Below are 20,059 nucleotides of genomic sequence, written 5' to 3'. Positions count from 1 at the left end.
CAAGTGAGGCGGGACCGGTCTGGCGCCTGTCAGGGCACCGCGAACAGGGCAACCGTTCGGCTGGTCCGCCGGCCCACGCCTCGTTTCCACTGTGAGGGGCGCCACGCGGGAAAGGTCGACTGCGTCCATTCAACGGACGCACTGGTTCGGAATTTTTTTGGCTACGCTCTCAGCCGTCGCTGCTGAACGAAGGCCGGCGAACCGGAGCCAGCGTCCGGGAAATTCCGCGGGCCGCCGTCATGAGGGCAGGCACGATGACCTGGACGTCGCCCTCATCACGCGGCACGATGGCGCTGAGCGCCGCCACAACGGAGCGTTCGGGCCCGAAGACAGGAACGGCGATGCCAAGCCATTCGGAAACCCCGATTCCCGGCAAGGCGACGAATCCCCGCTGCCTAACCTCAGCAAGATGCCGCCGGATGAGTCCGGGATCTGTTGGCGTTTCGTCGGTAAGCTTTGTCAGCCGCCCGGCGAGGAAGGTCTCCTGGAAGGCGGGCGAGGAATGGGCCAGCAGCACAAGGCCGGGTGAACACGCATTCAGCGGCAGACGGTCCGTGATCCGCGCAGCGTCCAGAATGGAATCCCGTGCCGACATGCGCTCGACGTAGAGGGCTGACCCCTGGTCCAGAACTGCCAGTGTGGTGTGCTGGCGGACAACGGAGAGAACATCGTCCATAAACGGCAGTGCGGCTTCGCGGACATCCATCGCCGATTGGGACCGAGTGGCAATTTCCCACATGCGCAACCCGATCTGCAGTTCACCGGAATCGGAGCGGCGGATCAGGCCGTAACCAATGAGTTCCTCAACGAGCCGATGCGCCGTGGATCGCGGCAGGCTGGTGCGGGCGGCCAGGCGCGACATCGTCATGGTCTGCCGGTCGCGGTCAAATGCCTCGAGGACACGGACCACCCGGCCGATCACCGAATCTCCACTGCGAGAATTGGCCACGCCATTGCCCTTTCCACGGACAGATTGGGACCCTGCCAGCCTTGGCAAACTGGCCGCGGGCCTTCAACTATACGTAGACCGCGTGGCCCCACCAATAATGGGGACTGCAAACCGGCGCTGCCAATCACGGGTAGCAGCGAAAACGTTTACGCCTGATTGTTGGCTTCGTCAGGGGCCGGTCCCCGGAGCGGTCTTAAATGAACCGCTTCCCGGTCCGACTTATGAGCATTCGGTGTTTGTCACCTCCCGGATGTTCGAGGCGGCTGTCATTGTTATTGGCGTCGTCTGCCTGCTGGCGGTCGTAACGCTCCGGCAGGCAGGAGCTTCCGGTGCAGATCCTGGCACGCTGGTTGGTGCCGGTCGGGCACTGGTGGCAGTGCGGGACTGGACGTTCCTTCTCGGGCCCGGGACGATCCCGGCCGTCAACGCGCTGTTGCTGGACTATCTGCTATTCAGGTCCCGGATGGTGCCGCGTATTATTCCCATCCTGGGACTCATTGGCGCTCCACTGCTGCTCGCCTCGGCTATCGCGACCATATTCGGCAACAATACCCAGGCTTCGGTTCTGTCGGCCGTTGCGACCCTGCCAATTTTCCTTTGGGAACTTTCCTTGGAAATCTACCTGACATTCGAAGGATTCAAACCCGCGCCGAACATAGCTCACGGTGGCGCCGTTACGGGGAGTTGAGGGCCACCGGTCGGAGTGGAGATACCCGTACCATCAGGGCTTGATCCTGACGTCGCGTCAGGTCCTAGGCTATGAAACATGGTGGAGACCGGCGGGCAGCTTTGGAGCATTGGCGAACTGGCCACATTGTGCGGGGTAACTGTCCGGACATTGCACCACTACGACCAGATCGGACTATTTCGCGCAACAGGGCGAACCGACTCCGGGCACCGGCGGTATTCGGAGGACGATGTTTGCCACCTCTACCGCATCAGGGCGCTACGGGCACTGGGCCTGTCACTGGAACATGTCCGCCAGATCCTGGCGTCATCGCCAAGCGATGTCGGCGCGGTGCGACAACTCCTCGCCGCCCAGTTGTCGGCACTACACCAACAAGCGGAACAGGCGCAGCGTCTCCAGCACCAAATCCAAGCCCTGCTCGACAACATGGGCAGCACCACGCCGGGGGCGGATCACTTCATAACAATTCTGGAAGGGATGACCATGTACGAGAAGTACTTCACCGAAGAACAGCGCACCGAACTGGCCCAGCGACGGGCTGAGCTCGGCCCGGTCGCCATCAACGATGCCAAGGCCGCCTTTGAAAGCCTTGTTGAAGAAGGCCTGGGCTACTTGTCCACAAATACCCCCGTGGACGACCCGGCAGTACGGGACTTTGCCAGTCGTTGGGATGAGCTCGGTTCCCAGTTCCACAGCAATGACGCGACCAAGACTGCGGCGCGGAGCATGTGGCAGGACAACAGTAGAGAGCTGAGCGCCAGGCTCCCATGGCCCGAAGACCGGATCCAGGAACTAGTCACCTATCTCCAACGGGTCCGAGACACGGGCTAGAGATGGACCTCCGGCTGCGTAGAATGTCAAGGTTTGTCAACGCCCAAAGTCAAACACGGCCTTGACCTGCGGAAACACTGTGCCCGAGGTGGGACTCGAACTACATTCCCGTCCTTGGAAAACACTACGAACCCGCGAAAACTTGCGGAATCCGGAGCAGTTCGCGGGCGGTACGAGGCACTCCGCTACGAAAAGTGTGGACATTGTCTACACCCTCCGCTGGGGCCAATTTCTCGAACTAGGCTGGTCGTCTTCTGGGCGAATTCATGCCCGCCGATCTGAATAGAAATTTCCATCTTCGGCAGCCGAGTCGGAAACGCCTCCTACCCGGCTAAAGGCAATCACTGGCCGTTAGCGCGGCCTGGGATCCAGCGCCGCCATTTCCGGGGCCTGGCTCCGCGCTTCATCCAGATACGCGTACGCAGTCACTCGGGAGATATCGAGGCGCGCGGCGATTCTCTCGACACCCTTCCGCATTTGAAGCACGCCCTGCTGATCCAGCTTCCTGAGCACAGCAATACGGTCATCGCGGCTCATTTGCTCCACAGGTTTTCCAATCTCACGGATGGCTTCTGCGATCATCACGTCCATCACAGCCACCAGGTCCCGGCCGAAGAACTCATTGGGCTGCTCGGCGGAGTTCGAGGACTCCTGCGGCAGCAGCCCGTCGAGAAGCGCTTGAGCTTTATGAATTGCGCTGAAGTCCACATTCACGCACAGTGCAGCGATGATTCGGCCGGCCGAGTTGCGGAAGTACACCGACGAGCAGCGCAGCTGTCGTCCGTCAGCCGTGATGCCACGGTAACCAAATGCATTGTGATCTCCGGACTGGTCGTGGAGCACCCCGACGCCCAGGCTCGAGGACGGGCCTCCGACCTCACGCCCCGTGACGTGGCCGTTTTCGATCGCCGCGATGGTGTGGCTGAGGTCGGGCTCCGGCGCCGAGAGGTCATGCAAAACTACTTCGCAACCTGGGCCGGCAGCGGCGGCCATGGCGTGCATCACAGGGCGAAAAACCTCAAGGATCTCATCCACGGAGTCATAGGTCCCCATACGAGCCAGGGAATTACTCGCCGCCGCGGCGGAGCTCGTTGTCGTCATCGCGTCCTCGCTCATAGCTCAGTCCTACAGTGCCATCCATCTCACATACAAATTGTAAGAATCATAGACAGAATGTTCAACGGCTGTTAGCTTGGACATCGCCGTAGCGGGTTGCGGCCCAACAAATTTCGCTGGCGGGCAAGGAGGCTCCCATGACTGAAACCAAGCACATGCAGGGAACATCGTGGAAAACGACGACATCGGCAAAGCAACGCCGGACCATAGCCGGTGGCGCCATCGGCACCTTGATGGAGTACTTCGACTACTACCTGTACGGTCTGGCGTCGGCTACCGTTTTCCCCGCAGTGTTCTTCCCTGAAGACAACCCGGTGGTGGGAACGCTGTCGTCCTTCGCCAGCTTTGCGTTCGGCTTTCTTCTGCGCCCTGTCGGCGGCCTGGTGTTCGGCCATATTGGCGATCGCGTCGGCCGCAAAACGACACTGATGATCACCGTCATCGGCATGGGAATCTCCACTGCAGCCATCGGCCTGATCCCCTCGGCAAGCGCCATCGGGATCGCAGCGCCGATTCTGCTTCTCCTCTTCCGCATGTTCCAGGGTCTCTTCGTCGGCGGCGAGATGGGCGGAGCGGCAACACTTGTCGTCGAGCACGCACCTGCTGGCCGACGCGGCCTTTACGGGGCGCTGCTCATCAGCGGTGCCGGGATCGCCAATGTGGCTTCAGCGGGTCTGATGGCTGCATTCGGGGCCGGTTCCCACTCGTTCTTCATCACGTGGGGCTGGCGGATCCCGTTTGTCTTTGCCCTGGTGCTCGCCATCGTTGCCATCGTGCTGCGCTCCAAGCTGGAAGAATCCGACGAGTTCAAAGAACTTGCCGCAACCCGCACTCTCAAGCGGGAACCCCGCAAATCGCCCCTCAAAGAGATCTTTCGGCACCCGAAGAACGCCATTCTGGGCATCCTTATCGGTCTCCCGCAAAGTATTGCCGGTTACATCGTGCTGACTTTCGGCCTCGCATACATGGTGTCCAAGGGAACCCAGGCACAGGTAGGATTCATCGGCACCATGATCGTCGGAGTTCTGCAGATTTTCGCCGCCCCCATGTGGGGAAGCCTGTCGGATAGGTTCGGGCGACGCAAAATCTACATCATCGGCTGCATCGGCTTTGCACTCCTTATATACCCCGCCCTCGCTCTCTACGGCACCCAGACAGCAATCCTCATCTGGCTGGGCATGATCATCGGATTTGTCATCCCCGGTGTTGCCATGCAGGGCACCCTCCAGACCATGCTCGTCGAGATGTTCGACGTCGAAGCACGCACCACGGGCGTCAACATTGGCTACCAGATTTCCAACACCATCGGAGGCGGTTTCGCGCCCCTCATCGCCACCGCCCTCGCCGCGGCCTTCGGCAGCGTGTGGCCGGTCGTCATCTATGCCGCCGTCATCGCCCTCGTCGGCGTTATCGCCACCGCGTACGCTTCGTTCCGCCCCGACGTCGAGAACGCAGGACGTCTGCATCCCATCACTTAGTCCGCCTGACTAAGGCACCGTCCACCCACGTAAGTTCAATCTCCTCACAGAAAAGGGTCCATCCATGACTTCCACGTCCAAAACAGCTTTCCACACGCCCAGGGCTCCGCAGCCGGCCGGCCCCTACAGCCAGGGCATCGAGGCCAACGGCTTCTTTTACACCGCAGGTTTTGGCCCGCAGGACCCGGCCACCGGAGCGGTCCCCGACTCTGTTGCCGATCAGACACGACAGGTGCTGCGAAATGTGCAGAGCATCCTCGCCGAGCGGGGACTCACGATGGACGACTGCGTCAAAACAACCGTGCACCTCGCGGATCTGGCAGACTTCGCCGAATTCAACGAAGCCTACGAGGAGTTCTTCTCCCAGCCCTATCCGGTGCGCACCACGGTCGGATCACAACTGGCCAACATCCTCGTCGAGATCGACGTCGTCGCCGCTGTCCCAGCAGCCAAGTAGAACCACGAAGGGCGAGCGATGACACGAGGGCTTTTCCTGGAGCAGCTAGGGACTGAACGTTTGTCCCCCCGCGATAAGGGAATCCCCAGCCGCGCCTTCGGCATGACGGTGACGGAGTTCCTCGCCACAGGGCCGCGGCTCTCGGAGTTCTGGACACCCATCGTCGCACTGGATGATGAGGCGATCCGGCACAACCTGGACCTGATGGCGCAGTGGTGCTCGGCGCGGGGGCTATCGCTCATGCCGCACGGCAAGACAACCATGGCCCCTGAACTGTGGCAGCGGCAGCTCGACACAGGAAGCATTGGCATCACCCTGGCCACCATGGGACAGGTCCGCACCGCGCGCTCCTTCGGGCTGGACTCCGTCATGCTTGCCAACGCCGTCGTCGACGAGCGTTCGCTGCGCTACCTCGCCGCCGAACTAGCCGACCCGCAGTTTCGCTTTGTCTGCTGGGCCGACTCAGTGGCGACGATGGAGAAGATGGAGTCCACCCTCCGTGACGCCGGCATCACCAGGCCGATCGACGTCTGCGTCGAACTCGGCGCGCCAGGCGGACGAACCGGTGCACGCACCGTCACCGAAGCGATCGAGGTCGCCAGGCGTGCGGCCGCTTCGGATGTCGTCCGCCTGGCCGGCGTCGCCGGATACGAGGGATCCCTCGGCCACGACCGCTCCGATGCGACATTGGACGCTGTGGGGGACTACCTCAAGCGGCAAGTTGAGCTGCACCAGGCGCTGAGCGGGCTCTACGACGACGGCCCCATCTTTGTCACCGCAGGAGGAAGCGCGTACTTCGACGTCGTCGCCGACGTCTACGGGAAGGCCATGGGAGCGGACCCCCGCACCCTCTGGACGCTCCGGAGCGGCGCCTACATCACCCACGACGACGGGTTCTACCGCCAGGTCTCCCCGCTCGACGAGGGAAAAGCAGCCTGCCAGCAGGATGATGGCAAGTTCCGCTCGGCAATGCGGGGCATCGCCCGCGTGGTCTCGCACCCCGAGCCAGGCCTCGCTCTCATCGATGGCGGCAAGCGCGACTTCCCCTTCGATGAGGGGTTGCCGATCCCCCGTCGAACTGCCGCAGACCTTGACGGAACCTGGACCCCGCTCATTGACGCATCGATCACCGCCATGAACGATCAACACAGCTACCTGCAACTCACCGGTCAAAACGTCGACCTAGGCGCGGTGATAGCGATGGGCCTGTCACACCCGTGCACGACGTTCGACAAGTGGCACTACTTGCCCATGACGGCGGGCCCGGAGAACGACCTTGTAGTCGAACTCATCCGCACCTTCTTCTGATAACCACCTTCGAAAGGGACCCCATTATGCGTTTCGTGATGCGCGGCGGAACAGTCGTCGACAGCGAGGGCATGCGCCACGCCGACATCGCGGTCCAGGACGGCATCGTCACCGAGGTGGGTGAGGTCCTTCCCACGCCGGACGATCAGATCCTGGACTGCCAGGGACGTTACGTGCTGCCCGGATTCATCGATGTCCACTCACATGCCGACGGATTCATCGAAGACGAGGCTGTGCAGCGTGCGCTGCTGAAGCAGGGGGTGACGACGGTTATCGCCGGGCAGGACGGCGTGTCCTACGCGCCAGGAAGCGGCGCCTACGCAAGCGAGTATTTCGCCGCCATCAACGGCGACCATCCGCACTACGCCGGCGGCGGCGTGGCCGCGTACCTGAAGGGGGTCGACGGAAGGTCCCGGCTGAACTTCGCTTATCTTGTACCGGGGGGAACGGTGCGCTCCGAAGTGTGCGGGCGATCGAGCGCCCCTGCCGACGAGTCGCAGAGGGCACAAATGGCCGCCCTCGTGGAAGAGGGCCTGCGGGAGGGCGCCGTGGGCCTTTCCACCGGGTTGGACTACGTGCCCGGAATTTTCGCCACGGCCGACGAGATCGCTGCATTGTGCGCTCCGGTGGCGGAAGCCGACGGAATCTACGTCACCCATATGCGCGGCGGGTACGAGGCGAACTCCGGCGCCGGTGTTTCCGAGATCGTCCACATCGCTGAGGCCTCGGGAGCGCGGGTGCACATCTCCCACTTTCACGCTGACGCGGACGTCGTCGACGAACAACTGCGATTTCTCGGCAGCTCCGGCGTAGACGCAACCTTCGACGCTTACCCCTACACCCGTGGATGCACGCTGCTGGCCATGCCGTTGCTGCCACCGCAGCTTTCCATCCTGCCGGCGGAGACTGTCGTCAGTGTCATCAGCGATCCCCTTGAGCGGGTGCGTCTGCGTCAGGACTGGTTCCCCCGGGTCCGGAACAACGCCAGCCTCGGACCCCAGTGGCCGTCAATGATCACCCTCGGTCACATCGCCGCACCAGAATTTGCATGGGCCCACGGACTCACACTTGAGGCCGCCGCCGCGCAAGCCGGCACCGACGCCATCGAATTCGCCCTGGACCTGCTGGCCGCTTCCGGCCTCGAGGTCAACGCCATCATGGCCGTGCCGCACCAGCGATCCGTAGCCGATCTCGCCTCCATCTTTTCCCAGGACGGCCACATGGGAGGATCTGACGGCATCTTCATAGGAGCCCACCCGCACCCTCGCGCACGCGGCACCTTCGCCCGCTACCTGCGGGAATATGTACGGGAAACTGCCACCTGGTCCTGGCCGCAAGCGGTGCAACACCTGTCGACGGGACCGGCAGCCCGTTTCAGTCTTGGTCAACGCGGCAGGATTGCCGCGGGCTGGGTCGCCGATCTTGTCGTCGTCGACCCCAGCACAGTCACCGATACTGCCACCTACGAAAGCCCCCTTGGTGAAGCAGCAGGAATCGACGACGTGCTCGTGGCCGGCCAACCAGTGCTGGCCGGCGGCAGGCTCGTGAAGAGCGCACCAGGCAAGGGCCTCCGCCGCGAACGCACCAAGAACTAGGAATATCAATGCCTCACACTCCCGTAGCAACAGCGCCTAACGAGGCTGCCCCACGCTTGATCACCATTGGCGAGACAATGATGATGCTCACCCCCGAATACGCCGAACCGCTGGCTACGGCACGGAACGTCTCCCTTCACCCAGGTGGAGCGGAATCGAACGTAGCCAGTCACGCAGCGCATCTCGGCGTTTCGTCAGCATGGGTAAGCATGCTGGGCGACGACGTTCTAGGACACCGTATCCGGCGCTCGGTAGCAGCACACGGCGTGGACACCCGCTGGGTCAACTTGGACCCGACGGCACCAACGGGTGTGTACTTCAAAGACCCAGGACACGGAGTGCTCTACTACCGCCGCGGATCCGCCGCCTCCCGAATGAACGCGGACACCCTCGCAGACGTCCCGCTCGAAGACGCCGCCATAGTCCATCTCTCAGGGATCACAACCGCACTGTCACAGTCCTGCGCCGAACTCGTAGATGCGGTATTCAAGCGAGTCACCCCCAGCGCCGCATCGTTAAGCTTCGACATCAACTACCGGCCTTCCCTCTGGCCCGCAGGCGCTGCTGCACCAGCCCTACGCGCCTTGGCGAACCGGGCAGACATCGTCTTTGTCGGCCTCGACGAAGCACAATCTCTTTGGGGCTGCACCACCGCACAGGAAGTCCGAACGGTCCTTCCCGCCGCCGAGCGGCTCATAGTGAAAGACAGCGACGTCGGCGCCACAGAATTCAGCGCCGGTTCACACACGTTCGAACCAGCCATCCCCACCGAGGTGATCGAGGCCGTCGGAGCGGGCGACGCGTTCGCAGCAGGCTACCTCTGCTCAGCACTCCGAGGCGATGACGCCCACGAACGACTGCGCGCGGGCCACGAACGAGCCCGCCTTGTGCTGCTTTCCACGAGCGACTTCATCGCCGACCCTGCCCCGTCCGCCCCAAGCTCCATCTATGCGGACACCACCGACTGAAAGGACCAAAACGACAATGATTGAAAACGAGCAGTTCACCGAGATATTCGCAACAGCACCGCTCATGGCAATCCTTCGAGGCATGGGGACCGAACGTAGTCTCGCTGTCGCGGCCACCGCTTGGGACCTCGGCATCGACGTCGTCGAACTCCCCATCCAGACACCTGAAGACATCCAAGCATTGACGACCGTCACCGCGGCCGCACGCGAAAGGGGAATGGTGGTAGGAGCCGGCACCGTCGTCTCCCTTGAGCACGTCCGGATTGCGTCGGACGCAGGGGCGGCGTTCACAGTGAGCCCAGGTTTTGACCTCGAGGTTGTCCGCGCCTCGTCAGAAGCTGGAATGCCGCCGATGCCGGGGGTGGCCACTCCGACTGAGGTGCAGATGGCACTGAAGTCGGGACTGACCTGGCTCAAGGCATTCCCTGCATCAGTGCTCGGAGCCTCCTGGATCCGCGCTATGCACGGACCATTCCCCCACGCCAAATTCGTTACGACCGGCGGCATGGACGCCGCAAACGCCGGCGAGTTCCTGCGAGCCGGAGCACGCGTCGTCGCTGTCGGCTCGGCACTGGAAGACTCATCCCAACTGCCCAAGCTCGCCGCCCTGCTCGAGAGCGACAGGCAGACCAAGTCCGGCCCGTTCTCGTGACATCGCAAAGCCACGTCCTGGCCTTCGTAGACGCGAAACTCGCCTACGAAATCGACGCCGTCGCAGCCGCCCAGGCGCAGGCCAGCGGCGGCGCCCTGATAATCGATACCCGCAAACAGCACTCTTGGAATCACGGTCACATCAAAGGCGCCCTGCACCTATCCGCCAACAGCCTCGACACGCAACTCGCAACCTTGCCTCGGGACCAAACGCTCATCGTCTACGGATGGGGTCCCGGCTGCAACGGCGCCACCCCCACCGCGCGCCGCCTGATCATCGAGGGGTTCAACGTACGCGAACTCATCGGCGGATACGAATACTGGATCCGGAACGGCTTCCCCGTCGAACAGGAGGGCCAGGTCGCACCTCGCAGGACCGACCCGCTGGTCACCGCTGAGACGCACCAGTACTAATCCAAGCACTGGAACAAGTCGTGAGGCCCTAATCACGGACGGCCACATCGCGACCAGCCAAGTTCGCTGCATCCACTTCGACGTTGTGTAAGTCAAGCTTTGTCAACAGTTAGAAGGCAAAAAAGACATTTGACTTGCGGAACCACTGTGCCCGAGGTGGTACTCGAACCGGACTCCGCGCCCCGCCCCGGAACCCCTGGCTTCCGCCGAAAGATAGGAAATCGGGGGCACTCCGGTACGGTCCAGTCCGAGACCTAAAGCGTGGTCACTGTCCAGGCCCCGCCGTTTGCCTTTCCCGACCACTCCTCTACCCCATCAGATGGAATTTTGCTGACCACGAGTCCCTAGCAGCCCCATGAAAGGTCTTTGGGGCTCCGCGAAGGGCGCTTCATGTGCAGTTAGCCGCCACGCCGTTCGGGATGGCCTGGGGGGAACCTGCAGTCGCGGAATTCTCGGCCGATCTCGCCGGGTCACGGCGGTCCTTCAGCCCATCCACACTCTCTTCTTGTATCGGTGGCTTCCTTGAGCCAGCGCTACGCCTCCAGCATGCGCGCGGCGACGAGCCCTACCGCGGTCACGTGAGCACGCCGTTCGGCAGCACGGCGTGCACCCCCCAGACCTGGTTGGCGACCTGGGTTACCCGCAGATCGACGACAGTGCCCGCGAGGGCGAGTGCCGTGGGCTTGTCGACCGAGTAGATCGTGGTCATCCAGGTCACCATGGCATCCAGAGCATCGCCCATCGCGAGGTTGAGGTCTTCGTTGAAGCCGAAGGTGATTTTGCCGCCGGGCGACTCGGCGTGGAGCGCCGCGACTGGCCGGTCCTGCGCGATCTCGACGATGGCCTCGGTGCGCATGGGGCACTCGATGGCTGTGCCGCCGACCTCGCCGTCGCCCTGGGCTGCGTGACCGTCGCCGAGATAGAGCAGCGCGTCGGGCACCGCGACCGGGATGTAGAGGGTAGAGCCTGCCACGAGCTCGCGGCAGTCGATGTTGCCGGCGGTCGCGGCGCGCGGAGGGATGGTCGAATGCTCGCCCTCTTCCGCGGGGGCGAGTCCCATCACCCCGAGGAATGGCGCGAGCGAACGGCGGAAGCCGCGGCTCTCCGTGGCCGTACCGAGCTCGCAGTCGAGGTCCCACAGCAGCCACGACGGCGCGTCCGTGCCGACTTCGAGCCGCTTGGTGATCGGGGATTCGCGGGCACCGGCGACGGTCCATCCCCATTCCCCCGGGCGGAGATCGACGAGGTGCAGCGCGAGCATGTCGCCCGGCACCGCTCCCCGAATCGCGATGGGTCCGGTGAGGCAGTGCCCCCGCCGCTCAGCGAACATGCGGGGTTGCTGCTCCCCCGGCGTCGTCTGCCGGGAAAGGTAGCCCGACGCGTCCAAGGAACCCACGACTATCGTGTCCCCCGGATCGACGACGAGCACCGGGCTGTGGGCCGGCGAATACGCGTCGGCGGTGGTTTCGGGGGCGGCGTGGAGCCCGTGGATCGCCATTCGTTTCCTTCATGAGCTGTTCGATTGTCGTCAGTGTGACACGGACGCCTGTGGCCGGCTGAAGCGTGGCAGTGCATCAAGCCGATCCTTAGGTGCACCTCGTAGCCTAACCGCTCCGGCCACGCCGCAGCCGCCGACCGAGCCCTGGCCTCCGGGTCACCAAACTCAGGATGTTCCGCCTCGACATGCCCTACTCAGTGTTCGCATGTGCGGCCGGCCGCCTCAGCGTTATCGACCCCCGCTGATCTGCCAGGACAAGGCAGACCACATCGAGAGCAATGTGGGTAGCTCAAATGTCAGCGACCGGCTCCTCGGAGCGGTCTTCGAACCGCCTCCCGGTCCGCCTTTTTGCACATTCGCTACGGTCATGTTGTCCCCACTCCCCCGGGCCATGAATACGGATAGGCCACCAACGGCCCACCCGACAAGACCGGAACGAGGAACCGCGAGAACCCACTCCCAGCAGGCGGAAGGCCCACCAGCCAGGGCCTTGAACCCGCCACCCCACACACCTGAACAGGCCACCGCGGCAGCCAGGCCAAAGCCCGCCAACCATCCGTCAGAGCGACGCGACCACAAGCTTTGTCAACACGCCAAAGCAAAAAAGCCTCTGACGAGGGAAACACTGTGCCCGAGGTGGGACTCGAACTACATTCCAGCCCTTGAAACTACAGGGAACGCCCGAAAACATATGTACTCAGAGCCAATCCCACCCATGTACTCCTGAGTCCGAAGGAAAAACTGTTGACACTGTCAACACTTGCGCCGGTTGTACAAACCCCCACCAACCTGGCTATCGCGGATTCCCTGCCAGCGCTTTGGAACGACTCCCATAAGACCCAACCGTCCACCGGATCTCGATCACGGTGACGGGTCGCGCCGCAAGTCCACGCCCTGGATATGGCTACACGAAGTTCCAAAGTTTTACCTGATCGGGTCCCGACTCTTCAAGGGTCGGGACCTTCGTCAGGAATGGCCAACGGATATGGGAATCTGATCGAGTAAGTAACCCTGAACAATACTCTTCAACACGCCAAAGTGGCTCCCGCAGGTCACCCTTGGACCCGTCCACGGACTGCCGTCCGTGCACGCTGACGCAGTCTCGCACGGACCTCGTCATGGATTGTAGTCGAAGTCCGGTCCGCGGTCTCCACTGAGACGACCAGAGCATAGCGAACAGCTTTGCCTCTTCCGAATCGCTCTGCGTCGTCCATGCACTCGACGTGAATGGGGAACGAGTCCCCCTCCCCGAACACCATCGCCCGGGTTCCTTGCACGATTTCGTGCTGAAGGCTTCCCTTCCTGGTCATGATGTGGTTTCCCTGGACGCGGTCCCCTCCAGCAAGATTCGTGTCGGGTGTGTCGAAGTAGACCTTCGCGCTCCGGTATCTGGTCAGCTGACCTACGGTCGGGACCATGTATGCCAGTGTAATCGTGAACCGATGCCATTCTGCCCGTGCGCTCAAAGATGGCGGTAGAGGAAGTTCGTAGGTCTGGCGCTCATCGCGTGCGATATGGCCCCCCGCAACGAGCACGGCCCTGTTGGTCGCGGCGACTCCTAGACGGGAGACGTCAAGCCGGCCGTAGCCAAGGATGGCTGTGAGCTGCCGACGGTCAAGGCCAAGTTCGCGCCCCAAACGGGCTTCCCAATCGCCCCAGCTTCCTGCATGGGCAAGGAGCGCGCGAACCAGCAAGGGGTGATATTGGGCATCGGGAAGCGGTGCATCCTCGGGGCTCGCGGTTCTACTTTCGAGCACGTCGAACAAGCGGCTGGCTTCGCGGGTGACCAAAGCGGTGGCGTTGCTGGAACCGATTGTAAAGTCGGTGTGGTCTGTTGCTCCATTCCTTCCAGGGGTAGCAACTTGAAGACCGGGTCCGGTCTGCCCCGTCGATGCCAGCTGCAGTGAAACTTCAGTAACGCCTGGCTGGACAATCGGGCGGACGTACAGAGCTCGTCCTCCCGCATGGTGTAGGTCGGGTTTGACAGAGCGATCAACACCGGGACCTGTCGCGGTGTAGTGAGCCGGCGCCCCGCGGTGTGTGATGTCCCAAGCAGTGTCCGGTATTTCCAAGTCGCCGAGCGAGTCGTCATGGACCGCTCCGATCGTCAGAGCGTTCATAGCGTCTCCGGGAGGCAGCATACCCCTCAGCAAAGTTGCTTCGTAAACGGCCCGGGTCGCTGCAGATCGAGCCGACTCTACATCATGTGCTGCCCCGGCTGGGATGGTTATCGAGTCCAGGTGATTACCAGCACTCACGACAAACAAAAGGTTATAGGTGAGTGCCAGCCAGTCGAGGAGCCGCCCGACGGGGCTCATTCTTCGGGTGAGGGCGCGAGCTGGTGCGCCGATGGACAGGTTTATCACGCGGACGCTTGCGGCGACTCCCTCCCCACCCTTTTCATCGACGTATAGGCGCCTGACGGCTTTGTGGAGCAAATCCGTAAACAGTCGGTTGGGGATGACCTGCTCGTGGTTGGGATTGAACTCATGGGGGCGCATGATGGGTCTAACGTACAGAGGCCGGTCAAGTGGTTCCTCACCTGCGGTGAGATCACCGTGGATGATTAGCGACGCCATGGCGGTGCCGTGGCTGCGCGCCGAAACGCTGTACTCCTCCTCGAGCCCGTCGGGATCATCAATCAGGAGACGGCCTGCAAGGGAGTTATGATTCGCGAAGGGCAGCCCGTCTAACAACGCAATACGTGGAAGTCCCGGCACTCGATCGGTCGGTGGAACATTGGTGGTCGTCACGGGCTCGAGTGTCGCCGGCTCTACGCTCATCGGAGTGAACGGGCTGACGAACATGATCTCGTTCGCCGTGAGGAGCCGGATAGCGGCAGCGCCGTCAGCGAGGACGGCCTCGACCTGCTGGATCGGCAGTTCTGCCAGCATCGCATGGTATTCGATCTCACCGATCTGCGATCGGTCGAGGATCTGCCCGCCGCTGCTGACAACGATCTCCTCGACGTGAGCCTCAGCGGCAGTTCGTTGAGCGGCATCCCGCCGAAACCACAACTCAATCTCGACGACAACAGTGCTGATCCATTGCCCGGCTGCTTCGAGGTCCTCTCGCCAGCGCTCCAGCAAGCCGGTTTCACGAACGCGGTCTTCGGGCCCCCATCGGCGGATCGAAGCCAATTGCTGAAAAGCGGATTTGAACTTTCCCAAACCGTGCTCAAATGACGCTGCCGGGTTTGCCTGCCACAGGGCAAACAACCGAAGTAACTCGTCAATCGCTTTGACGTTAGACATCACCAGATACAGCGAGTGCGAGACCGGCTTATCGGCAGTGTCAGTATTGCGCGCAGTCATGAAGAAGTCTTCGTCCGCATCAGCCAGGTCACCGAGGAGCTCAGTGAGGAACTCCAGACCTTCAACCCTGTTGATTGCGTTCCGGAAGTCCTTCACACTACCGGCAAGATCAAAAACGACCACGAGAGTGGGGTCGACTTCATCCGGCATATCCGGCGAAAGACGGGCCCGTTCCGCGTCGAATGCCGCCTTCAGTTCCCCAAACTTTGGTGTAAGCCGGTCGCCTTGCCGCTTAGCCGTGGGTTTGGATAGGCGCGGCATGTCACGCTGTGGCTGAGCCGGCCGTCTCCCCACCACCGGCGGACCGAATGCCAAAAGCGGTCGACTTTCCCCCATTTAAAGCTCCCCAGTCAATCTGTTAGGAGGCCTCTCCGATGTTCGAGGCGTTCCTGAACTATGCGTCTCAGGTTATTATCCGGTAACTCGAGTACCGCGCGACGCCGCACATCCAGTGCAAATTCCTCCAGCTCGGCGTAACTCGCCCCTGCAAGTTTGTCGGCCAGGGTCCGCGGAGAAAAGCCAAGGTCTCCGCCAAGTCGTGCAGCAAGTCGTTCCAGGAATCGTGTGGCCTGTGACCGGCCCGGTGGCTCCAACTCGGCCCTTATTTGGAATCGCCGCCACGCAGCGCGGTCAAGAAGCTCACTGTGGTTCGTGGCACCTACAAAGACAACGTGAGCCGGAAGCCTGTCTATCTGCAGCAGTAACGTCGAGACAACACGCTTGATTTCGCCGGTCTCGTGTTCGTCAGAACGCTCTTTTGCGATCGTGTCGAGTTCGTCAAAGAACAAGACACAACGACGCGTGCGCGCAAACTCAAACGCGTTATCAAGACGGGCGGCGGTCTCTCCGAGGAAACTAGACACGACCCCCTCGTACCGGATCACGTAGAAGGGAAGCATCAGCTCTGAGGCGATGGCTTCGGCGACACTGGTCTTGCCGTTTCCTGGAGGACCAGAGAGGAGAAGTCTGTTGCGTGGTTCAATTCCGTAGCTGCGGAGGAGGTCTGCGCGCTTCTGTTCCTCGAGGAGCTCTGACACGACGCGCTGTGGGACTGTGGCAAGTTCGAGTTCATTTAGACGTCGGTTTGGGACCACCTCTTGGACCAGGTCGCGGATCGCGGCGGCACGGTCGTCCCGAACGAGCCCCTGACCGGTAGTGGTTATGATCTCTGAGAGTCGGTCGGCCAGGAGATGGTGCTGGTTCGCTCGCTCCTCGGCGATGACCGCCTCAACGAGAACACGGAAACGATCCCGGTCACCGCGACGCTCAGCATCGACAAGGTCCAGCAGCAAGTCCGCGCGCGCCATACTGGTCCCCCTTTACTCGTTTCGTTGCCAAAATACTACTCGGGAACTTCGGTCTGCACGGTCAGGTAGAATCGGGCGCCCACCTTCTTTCGTCCGAGACCACCGACTGCTTTGACTTATTCTGTACATGCCCTTTTGGCGAAGACATGGAAGAGTCAGGGGCCAGTCCCATTTTCTGAAGCGTCGTAGGCACTCCAATTTGCAGTCGGCAAGCAGGCCCGAAAACGGCCTCGCCGCGTAGCTTGGGGTCGAGCTACAATCCTTGCCTCTGGGACTGCCTATTGCTGTTGATGTACTTTACGCGCGCTTCAGTGAGCATGCGAGTAACGTCAACCGTAGGTTTCCGGGCCCTCCCTGCCTCCCAGGCGACGACAGCCTCCTGGAAGTCCTCCGCCAGTACCTCTAACCGTTGAGGAGAACCGGTCACAGGGCGCATGTTTCGATGCTCCAAGCTCGACTCGAACACAGCATCGCGCACAATAGTCCGCCAAAGTCTGAGCTCAGTTCGAAGCGACTCATCAGTTAATTCGAATGTCCACCTCATGATTGCGACGGAATACTGCCGAGCCATCGTCAAAGCCTGAGGGTCTGCGTATTCCTCAGTGACGCGCTCAAGGGTAGCCACTGCATCAGCGGCGGCCGCAAGCGCTCGACCCCTACTGGCCTCATCAGCACTGGCATCCAGCTGCTCACGCAAAGCTTCGTCCTGGGAAGCGAGTTGCTCGTAAAACTGACTTTTCTGTGCCCTGAGCTGCAGCTCCAGCCGTTCTTCGTCGGACCTGGCCTGTGCAGCAAACTGGCGTCGCTGCAGCCCAAGAGTCCGTTTGAAAGCGATGTATGCGATTCCGGCACTCAGCCCAGCACCGGCGAACCCGCTAAGGAGAGTTCCCCACTGGCCGCGGGTAAACCCAATGAATGGGTCCGGTATGGCTTGGTCAAGGCGAATGCCCTGCACAGTCAGCCAGCAAGCAAATAGAACAACGAGGATCCATGGCAGCGTCAACCTCAAGAACCTCAGAGCGCACCACCCAATACGAAAACGTTCACCCCCGGATTCTATATACGGAGGGCCGAACGCCCGCATCCGACGAAGGGAGAAATGAGCCCCTTATGCCCAGGTCGTAGACCGGCGCTTCGACCGTACGTGCCAGCGCCGAACCTTGGCGGCCTTGCCGTGGTAGACCTTTCATGTCCGGTGGCCAACGTCGTGTCCGTTGTCGGAAAATCCGATTGGCTACTTTGTCTACTGGTCTTGGACGCTGAGAGTTACCCCGCGATGGCTGCAGTTCGCTTCAATCATGAGATCGAGGCCGGAGATAACGGCGGACAGCAGAACCGACACTTTGATCAGGGTGTGGGCCGCCCCGTCGTTCGCTGATGCAGTGGCCGATGCAGGACGAAAACGCCGACTTCAAGAGTGCTTTGATTGCTGCCGGGACTACGCACGCCGCCGCACCAACTGGAATCCTCCAACCAACGAAGACAAAAAATCGCTGAACAGGCGCGAGTTCGCTCTTACTTCTTCATCGCTTCGTTCCAGCATGTAGGTCGTGCACCGAAGCGATCTCGTCCCGTTGAACTCCTATTTGACAATCTTGACCCATGCGACCCGCAGCTTGGCCTGAGATTCTGCGCTGCTGATTTGACGAAACTGATTATTTAGGGAGACTATCTCCATGCGGGCGACGCTAGAGCCAAACTGATTGATGGTGGTCTCATCAACCTTGACCTCACTGCCGTAAGCCACGACGTACACCCGCGGATTCTCAAAAAGTGCTAGAAATTCATCCTCGGAAAAATCTGTGCGCTTCCGGCTCACAAGCCGCGAATGATGTTGCTTGAGTTTAGCCATCGTTCCGATGCGAAGATCATTTTCGATAATCTGAGCGGAGTTGATGACTTGGGAGCGCACATCGCGAACCTTTACGTCAAAGTTCCGCTTCACGTGCACTATATATGTTGTCGTCCCGTCCGAGACCAAGCCATCAAAGAGTTCAATGTTGTCAGTCAGGACCCTGTCACCGTTAATAAAAACCTGGGCCTTGCTCGCAGTCTCGTTATACTCGCCCTCCGAACGCTCCTGCTTCCATTCCCTCAAGCCAACACTCGCAGGGTCCAATTCCAGAGATGTCAAAATTTCGAGAAAATCCTTGGTTATCTGCTCGATATAGGTTGCATCCACTTCGTACCACTTACCGGCCAGAAGAAAATATGTCTTGCCGTCGTGACGAATCTCACCGTGGAGATGGTTCATAAGCGGCGCAGTGGTGGAGATACCCTGAAAATAGTCTGAATTTTCGGTCTGAATTATCACCGACGAAAAGTTGCTAAGGACGTTAACGGCGTCCACCGTCATGCGGCCAACGATATCGGACAATTCTGGTTGCGTGTCTTCTTCATAGAGGACCGCGTCACCTTGGATTACGGCGTAGGACGTGGCGTTGTCGTATAGGGAAGCCTCGACATGGGAGACCGTCATATTGGACCAGTCCTGCTTGACGAATATGCGATCCGCGAGAGCTTTCCTGAGTTTTTCGATCAGGTCCTTCTTTTTTCGCGGGTTCAGGACCTTGATGGCATCAAGCCCGGCCCAGGGGTCGTCGTTGGGAAGGGGCTCATCCGATTTAGCAGCTAGCCAGCGGATGAGGGCGATCAGCTTTTGAGGCGACTCAATGCGTGGTCCCAGCCGGATGGCGCTCGTGACATCCAGGCGGATTTTGGACTTCGGTCCGAATATGTCCTTCAGTACTACCTCGCCGAGCACGGAGGCCCGGAGCTGACCGCTAAGGGCCATCCATACGTTATCCAAGGACTCCGCGTACGTGATGCGACGAGGATCGCGGAAGTGAACATCACTCGCCAGCGTACTTCCAGTTATCTGGCTCGATTTCGCTCCCTTTATCTCTGCTTTGGCCACCCGACGACCAACCTCGATAGGAAACGAGATATCGATGAATCGCTCGAACGAGACGGCTGACTGACCTGCCGTGTAGGCGTAGAGTTCACCATCCACCGCCACGAAACAAACCAGGTGTTGCATTTGATTCTGGATATCTTCCAGCTCAATCCCAGATCCGTCGAAAAACTTGACCCAGCTACTCGTACTTGGACGCGTCTTCACATTCCGGTAGAGCTGTAGATCACATCCATCGAGCTCCGCGCTACCCTCCAGGGCATACGTTTCAACACCTTTGTCCTTGTTGTAACGGTTGATAAGTTTAGCTGGTAACTCTCTGGCAGAGAAAGATCCGCCAAAAAACTCGTTTGCTGCTTCCGAATCGATCTTATAGATCGGCGGAGTGATGCCTGTTTTTGCTGCCAAAGCATGTGCCCTTCAACATGGCCGGAAGCCATTCCCCCAACAATTGAACATATTGTACCAATGGGAACGAGCATGAAGGCGTACACAGCCGAGGGCGCGATTACGATGTTTTTTTAGCCTGGCGGAGAAGCTCGCTGTAGACTGAATTTTGAAACTTCTGCCA

Annotated in this window: 15 protein-coding genes; 9 read left to right on the top strand and 6 right to left on the bottom strand. The window is 60.8% G+C overall.

Going from position 1 to position 20,059, the window contains the following annotated elements; genetic code table 11:
• Positions 1-169: 169 nt before the first annotated feature.
• Positions 170-949, bottom strand: a complete 780-nt coding sequence (locus tag JCQ34_RS08305) for an IclR family transcriptional regulator (RefSeq protein WP_286403622.1) — start codon at positions 947-949, stop codon at positions 170-172.
• A gap of 232 nt (positions 950-1,181) precedes the next feature.
• On the opposite strand from JCQ34_RS08305, the gene JCQ34_RS08300 reads away from it, so the two are divergent.
• Together JCQ34_RS08300 and JCQ34_RS08295 are read left to right on the top strand one after the other, a co-directional pair.
• A complete protein-coding gene (locus tag JCQ34_RS08300) occupies positions 1,182-1,637 on the top strand; it encodes a DUF4386 domain-containing protein (protein WP_286403619.1) in 456 nt (151 codons plus the stop codon).
• Positions 1,638-1,715: 78 nt separating this feature from the next.
• Positions 1,716-2,468 (top strand): MerR family transcriptional regulator, encoded by a 753-nt coding sequence (locus JCQ34_RS08295; RefSeq protein WP_286403616.1) that lies wholly within the window; start codon positions 1,716-1,718, stop codon positions 2,466-2,468.
• Between the two features lie 351 nt (positions 2,469-2,819).
• Here the strand turns inward: JCQ34_RS08295 and JCQ34_RS08290 are convergent, their stop codons facing one another.
• Positions 2,820-3,584 carry a helix-turn-helix transcriptional regulator gene (locus JCQ34_RS08290; protein WP_286403613.1) on the bottom strand — a complete coding sequence of 255 codons (765 nt, stop codon included), beginning with the start codon at positions 3,582-3,584 and terminating at the stop codon, positions 2,820-2,822.
• Positions 3,585-3,721: 137 nt separating this feature from the next.
• Here JCQ34_RS08290 and JCQ34_RS08285 point away from each other — a divergent pair, with 137 nt between their 5' ends.
• The 7 genes from JCQ34_RS08285 to JCQ34_RS08255 all read left to right on the top strand — a co-directional run bounded on the left by JCQ34_RS08285 (position 3,722) and on the right by JCQ34_RS08255 (position 10,455).
• Positions 3,722-5,062, top strand: coding sequence for an MFS transporter (locus JCQ34_RS08285; RefSeq protein ID WP_286403610.1), 1,341 nt, complete (start codon positions 3,722-3,724; stop codon positions 5,060-5,062).
• A gap of 64 nt (positions 5,063-5,126) precedes the next feature.
• Positions 5,127-5,519 (top strand): RidA family protein, encoded by a 393-nt coding sequence (locus JCQ34_RS08280; protein WP_286403607.1) that lies wholly within the window; start codon positions 5,127-5,129, stop codon positions 5,517-5,519.
• A gap of 60 nt (positions 5,520-5,579) precedes the next feature.
• Positions 5,580-6,827: an alanine racemase gene (locus tag JCQ34_RS08275; protein ID WP_286403604.1), complete on the top strand. Its 1,248-nt coding sequence runs from the start codon at positions 5,580-5,582 to the stop codon at positions 6,825-6,827.
• Between the two features lie 26 nt (positions 6,828-6,853).
• Positions 6,854-8,422, top strand: coding sequence for an N-acyl-D-amino-acid deacylase family protein (locus tag JCQ34_RS08270; RefSeq protein ID WP_286403601.1), 1,569 nt, complete (start codon positions 6,854-6,856; stop codon positions 8,420-8,422).
• 8 nt (positions 8,423-8,430) lie between these two features.
• Positions 8,431-9,390, top strand: coding sequence for a sugar kinase (locus tag JCQ34_RS08265; protein WP_286403598.1), 960 nt, complete (start codon positions 8,431-8,433; stop codon positions 9,388-9,390).
• Positions 9,391-9,406: 16 nt separating this feature from the next.
• Positions 9,407-10,042 carry a bifunctional 4-hydroxy-2-oxoglutarate aldolase/2-dehydro-3-deoxy-phosphogluconate aldolase gene (locus JCQ34_RS08260; RefSeq protein ID WP_286403595.1) on the top strand — a complete coding sequence of 212 codons (636 nt, stop codon included), beginning with the start codon at positions 9,407-9,409 and terminating at the stop codon, positions 10,040-10,042.
• On the top strand, positions 10,039-10,455 hold the full coding sequence (locus JCQ34_RS08255; protein WP_286403592.1) for a rhodanese-like domain-containing protein: 417 nt from the start codon (positions 10,039-10,041) through the stop codon (positions 10,453-10,455). The genes JCQ34_RS08260 and JCQ34_RS08255 overlap by 4 nt, the downstream gene beginning before the upstream one ends.
• Before the next feature lie 574 nt (positions 10,456-11,029).
• On the opposite strand, the gene JCQ34_RS08250 is transcribed toward JCQ34_RS08255, so the two are convergent.
• The 4 genes from JCQ34_RS08250 to JCQ34_RS08235 form a co-directional block, all read right to left on the bottom strand.
• Entirely contained in the window at positions 11,030-11,953 is a 924-nt protein-coding gene (locus JCQ34_RS08250) for an acetamidase/formamidase family protein (protein WP_286403590.1), read from the bottom strand.
• A 1,052-nt stretch (positions 11,954-13,005) separates the two neighbouring features.
• Entirely contained in the window at positions 13,006-15,528 is a 2,523-nt protein-coding gene (locus JCQ34_RS08245) for a S8 family peptidase (RefSeq protein ID WP_286403588.1), read from the bottom strand.
• Positions 15,529-15,617: 89 nt separating this feature from the next.
• A complete protein-coding gene (locus JCQ34_RS08240; RefSeq protein WP_286403585.1) occupies positions 15,618-16,574 on the bottom strand; it encodes an AAA family ATPase in 957 nt (318 codons plus the stop codon).
• 1,582 nt (positions 16,575-18,156) lie between these two features.
• Positions 18,157-19,896 carry a DUF6119 family protein gene (locus tag JCQ34_RS08235; protein WP_286403583.1) on the bottom strand — a complete coding sequence of 580 codons (1,740 nt, stop codon included), beginning with the start codon at positions 19,894-19,896 and terminating at the stop codon, positions 18,157-18,159.
• Positions 19,897-20,059 lie beyond the last annotated feature (163 nt).

This window comes from Pseudarthrobacter defluvii (genome assembly GCF_030323865.1).
In the GTDB taxonomy this organism is placed as follows: domain Bacteria; phylum Actinomycetota; class Actinomycetes; order Actinomycetales; family Micrococcaceae; genus Arthrobacter; species Arthrobacter sedimenti.
Note: the sequence above shows the minus strand (reverse complement) of the source record. Positions and strands in the feature narration are given on the sequence as shown.

Coding starts and splice junctions, on each gene's coding strand:
- JCQ34_RS08295 (WP_286403616.1), top strand. CDS start 1,716: ATGGTGGAGACCGGCGGGCAGCTTTGGAGCATTGGCGAACTGGCCACA.
- JCQ34_RS08290 (WP_286403613.1), bottom strand. CDS start 3,584: ATGAGCGAGGACGCGATGACGACAACGAGCTCCGCCGCGGCGGCGAGT.
- JCQ34_RS08285 (WP_286403610.1), top strand. CDS start 3,722: ATGACTGAAACCAAGCACATGCAGGGAACATCGTGGAAAACGACGACA.
- JCQ34_RS08280 (WP_286403607.1), top strand. CDS start 5,127: ATGACTTCCACGTCCAAAACAGCTTTCCACACGCCCAGGGCTCCGCAG.
- JCQ34_RS08270 (WP_286403601.1), top strand. CDS start 6,854: ATGCGTTTCGTGATGCGCGGCGGAACAGTCGTCGACAGCGAGGGCATG.
- JCQ34_RS08265 (WP_286403598.1), top strand. CDS start 8,431: ATGCCTCACACTCCCGTAGCAACAGCGCCTAACGAGGCTGCCCCACGC.
- JCQ34_RS08260 (WP_286403595.1), top strand. CDS start 9,407: ATGATTGAAAACGAGCAGTTCACCGAGATATTCGCAACAGCACCGCTC.
- JCQ34_RS08250 (WP_286403590.1), bottom strand. CDS start 11,953: ATGGCGATCCACGGGCTCCACGCCGCCCCCGAAACCACCGCCGACGCG.
- JCQ34_RS08245 (WP_286403588.1), bottom strand. CDS start 15,528: ATGCCGCGCCTATCCAAACCCACGGCTAAGCGGCAAGGCGACCGGCTT.
- JCQ34_RS08240 (WP_286403585.1), bottom strand. CDS start 16,574: ATGGCGCGCGCGGACTTGCTGCTGGACCTTGTCGATGCTGAGCGTCGC.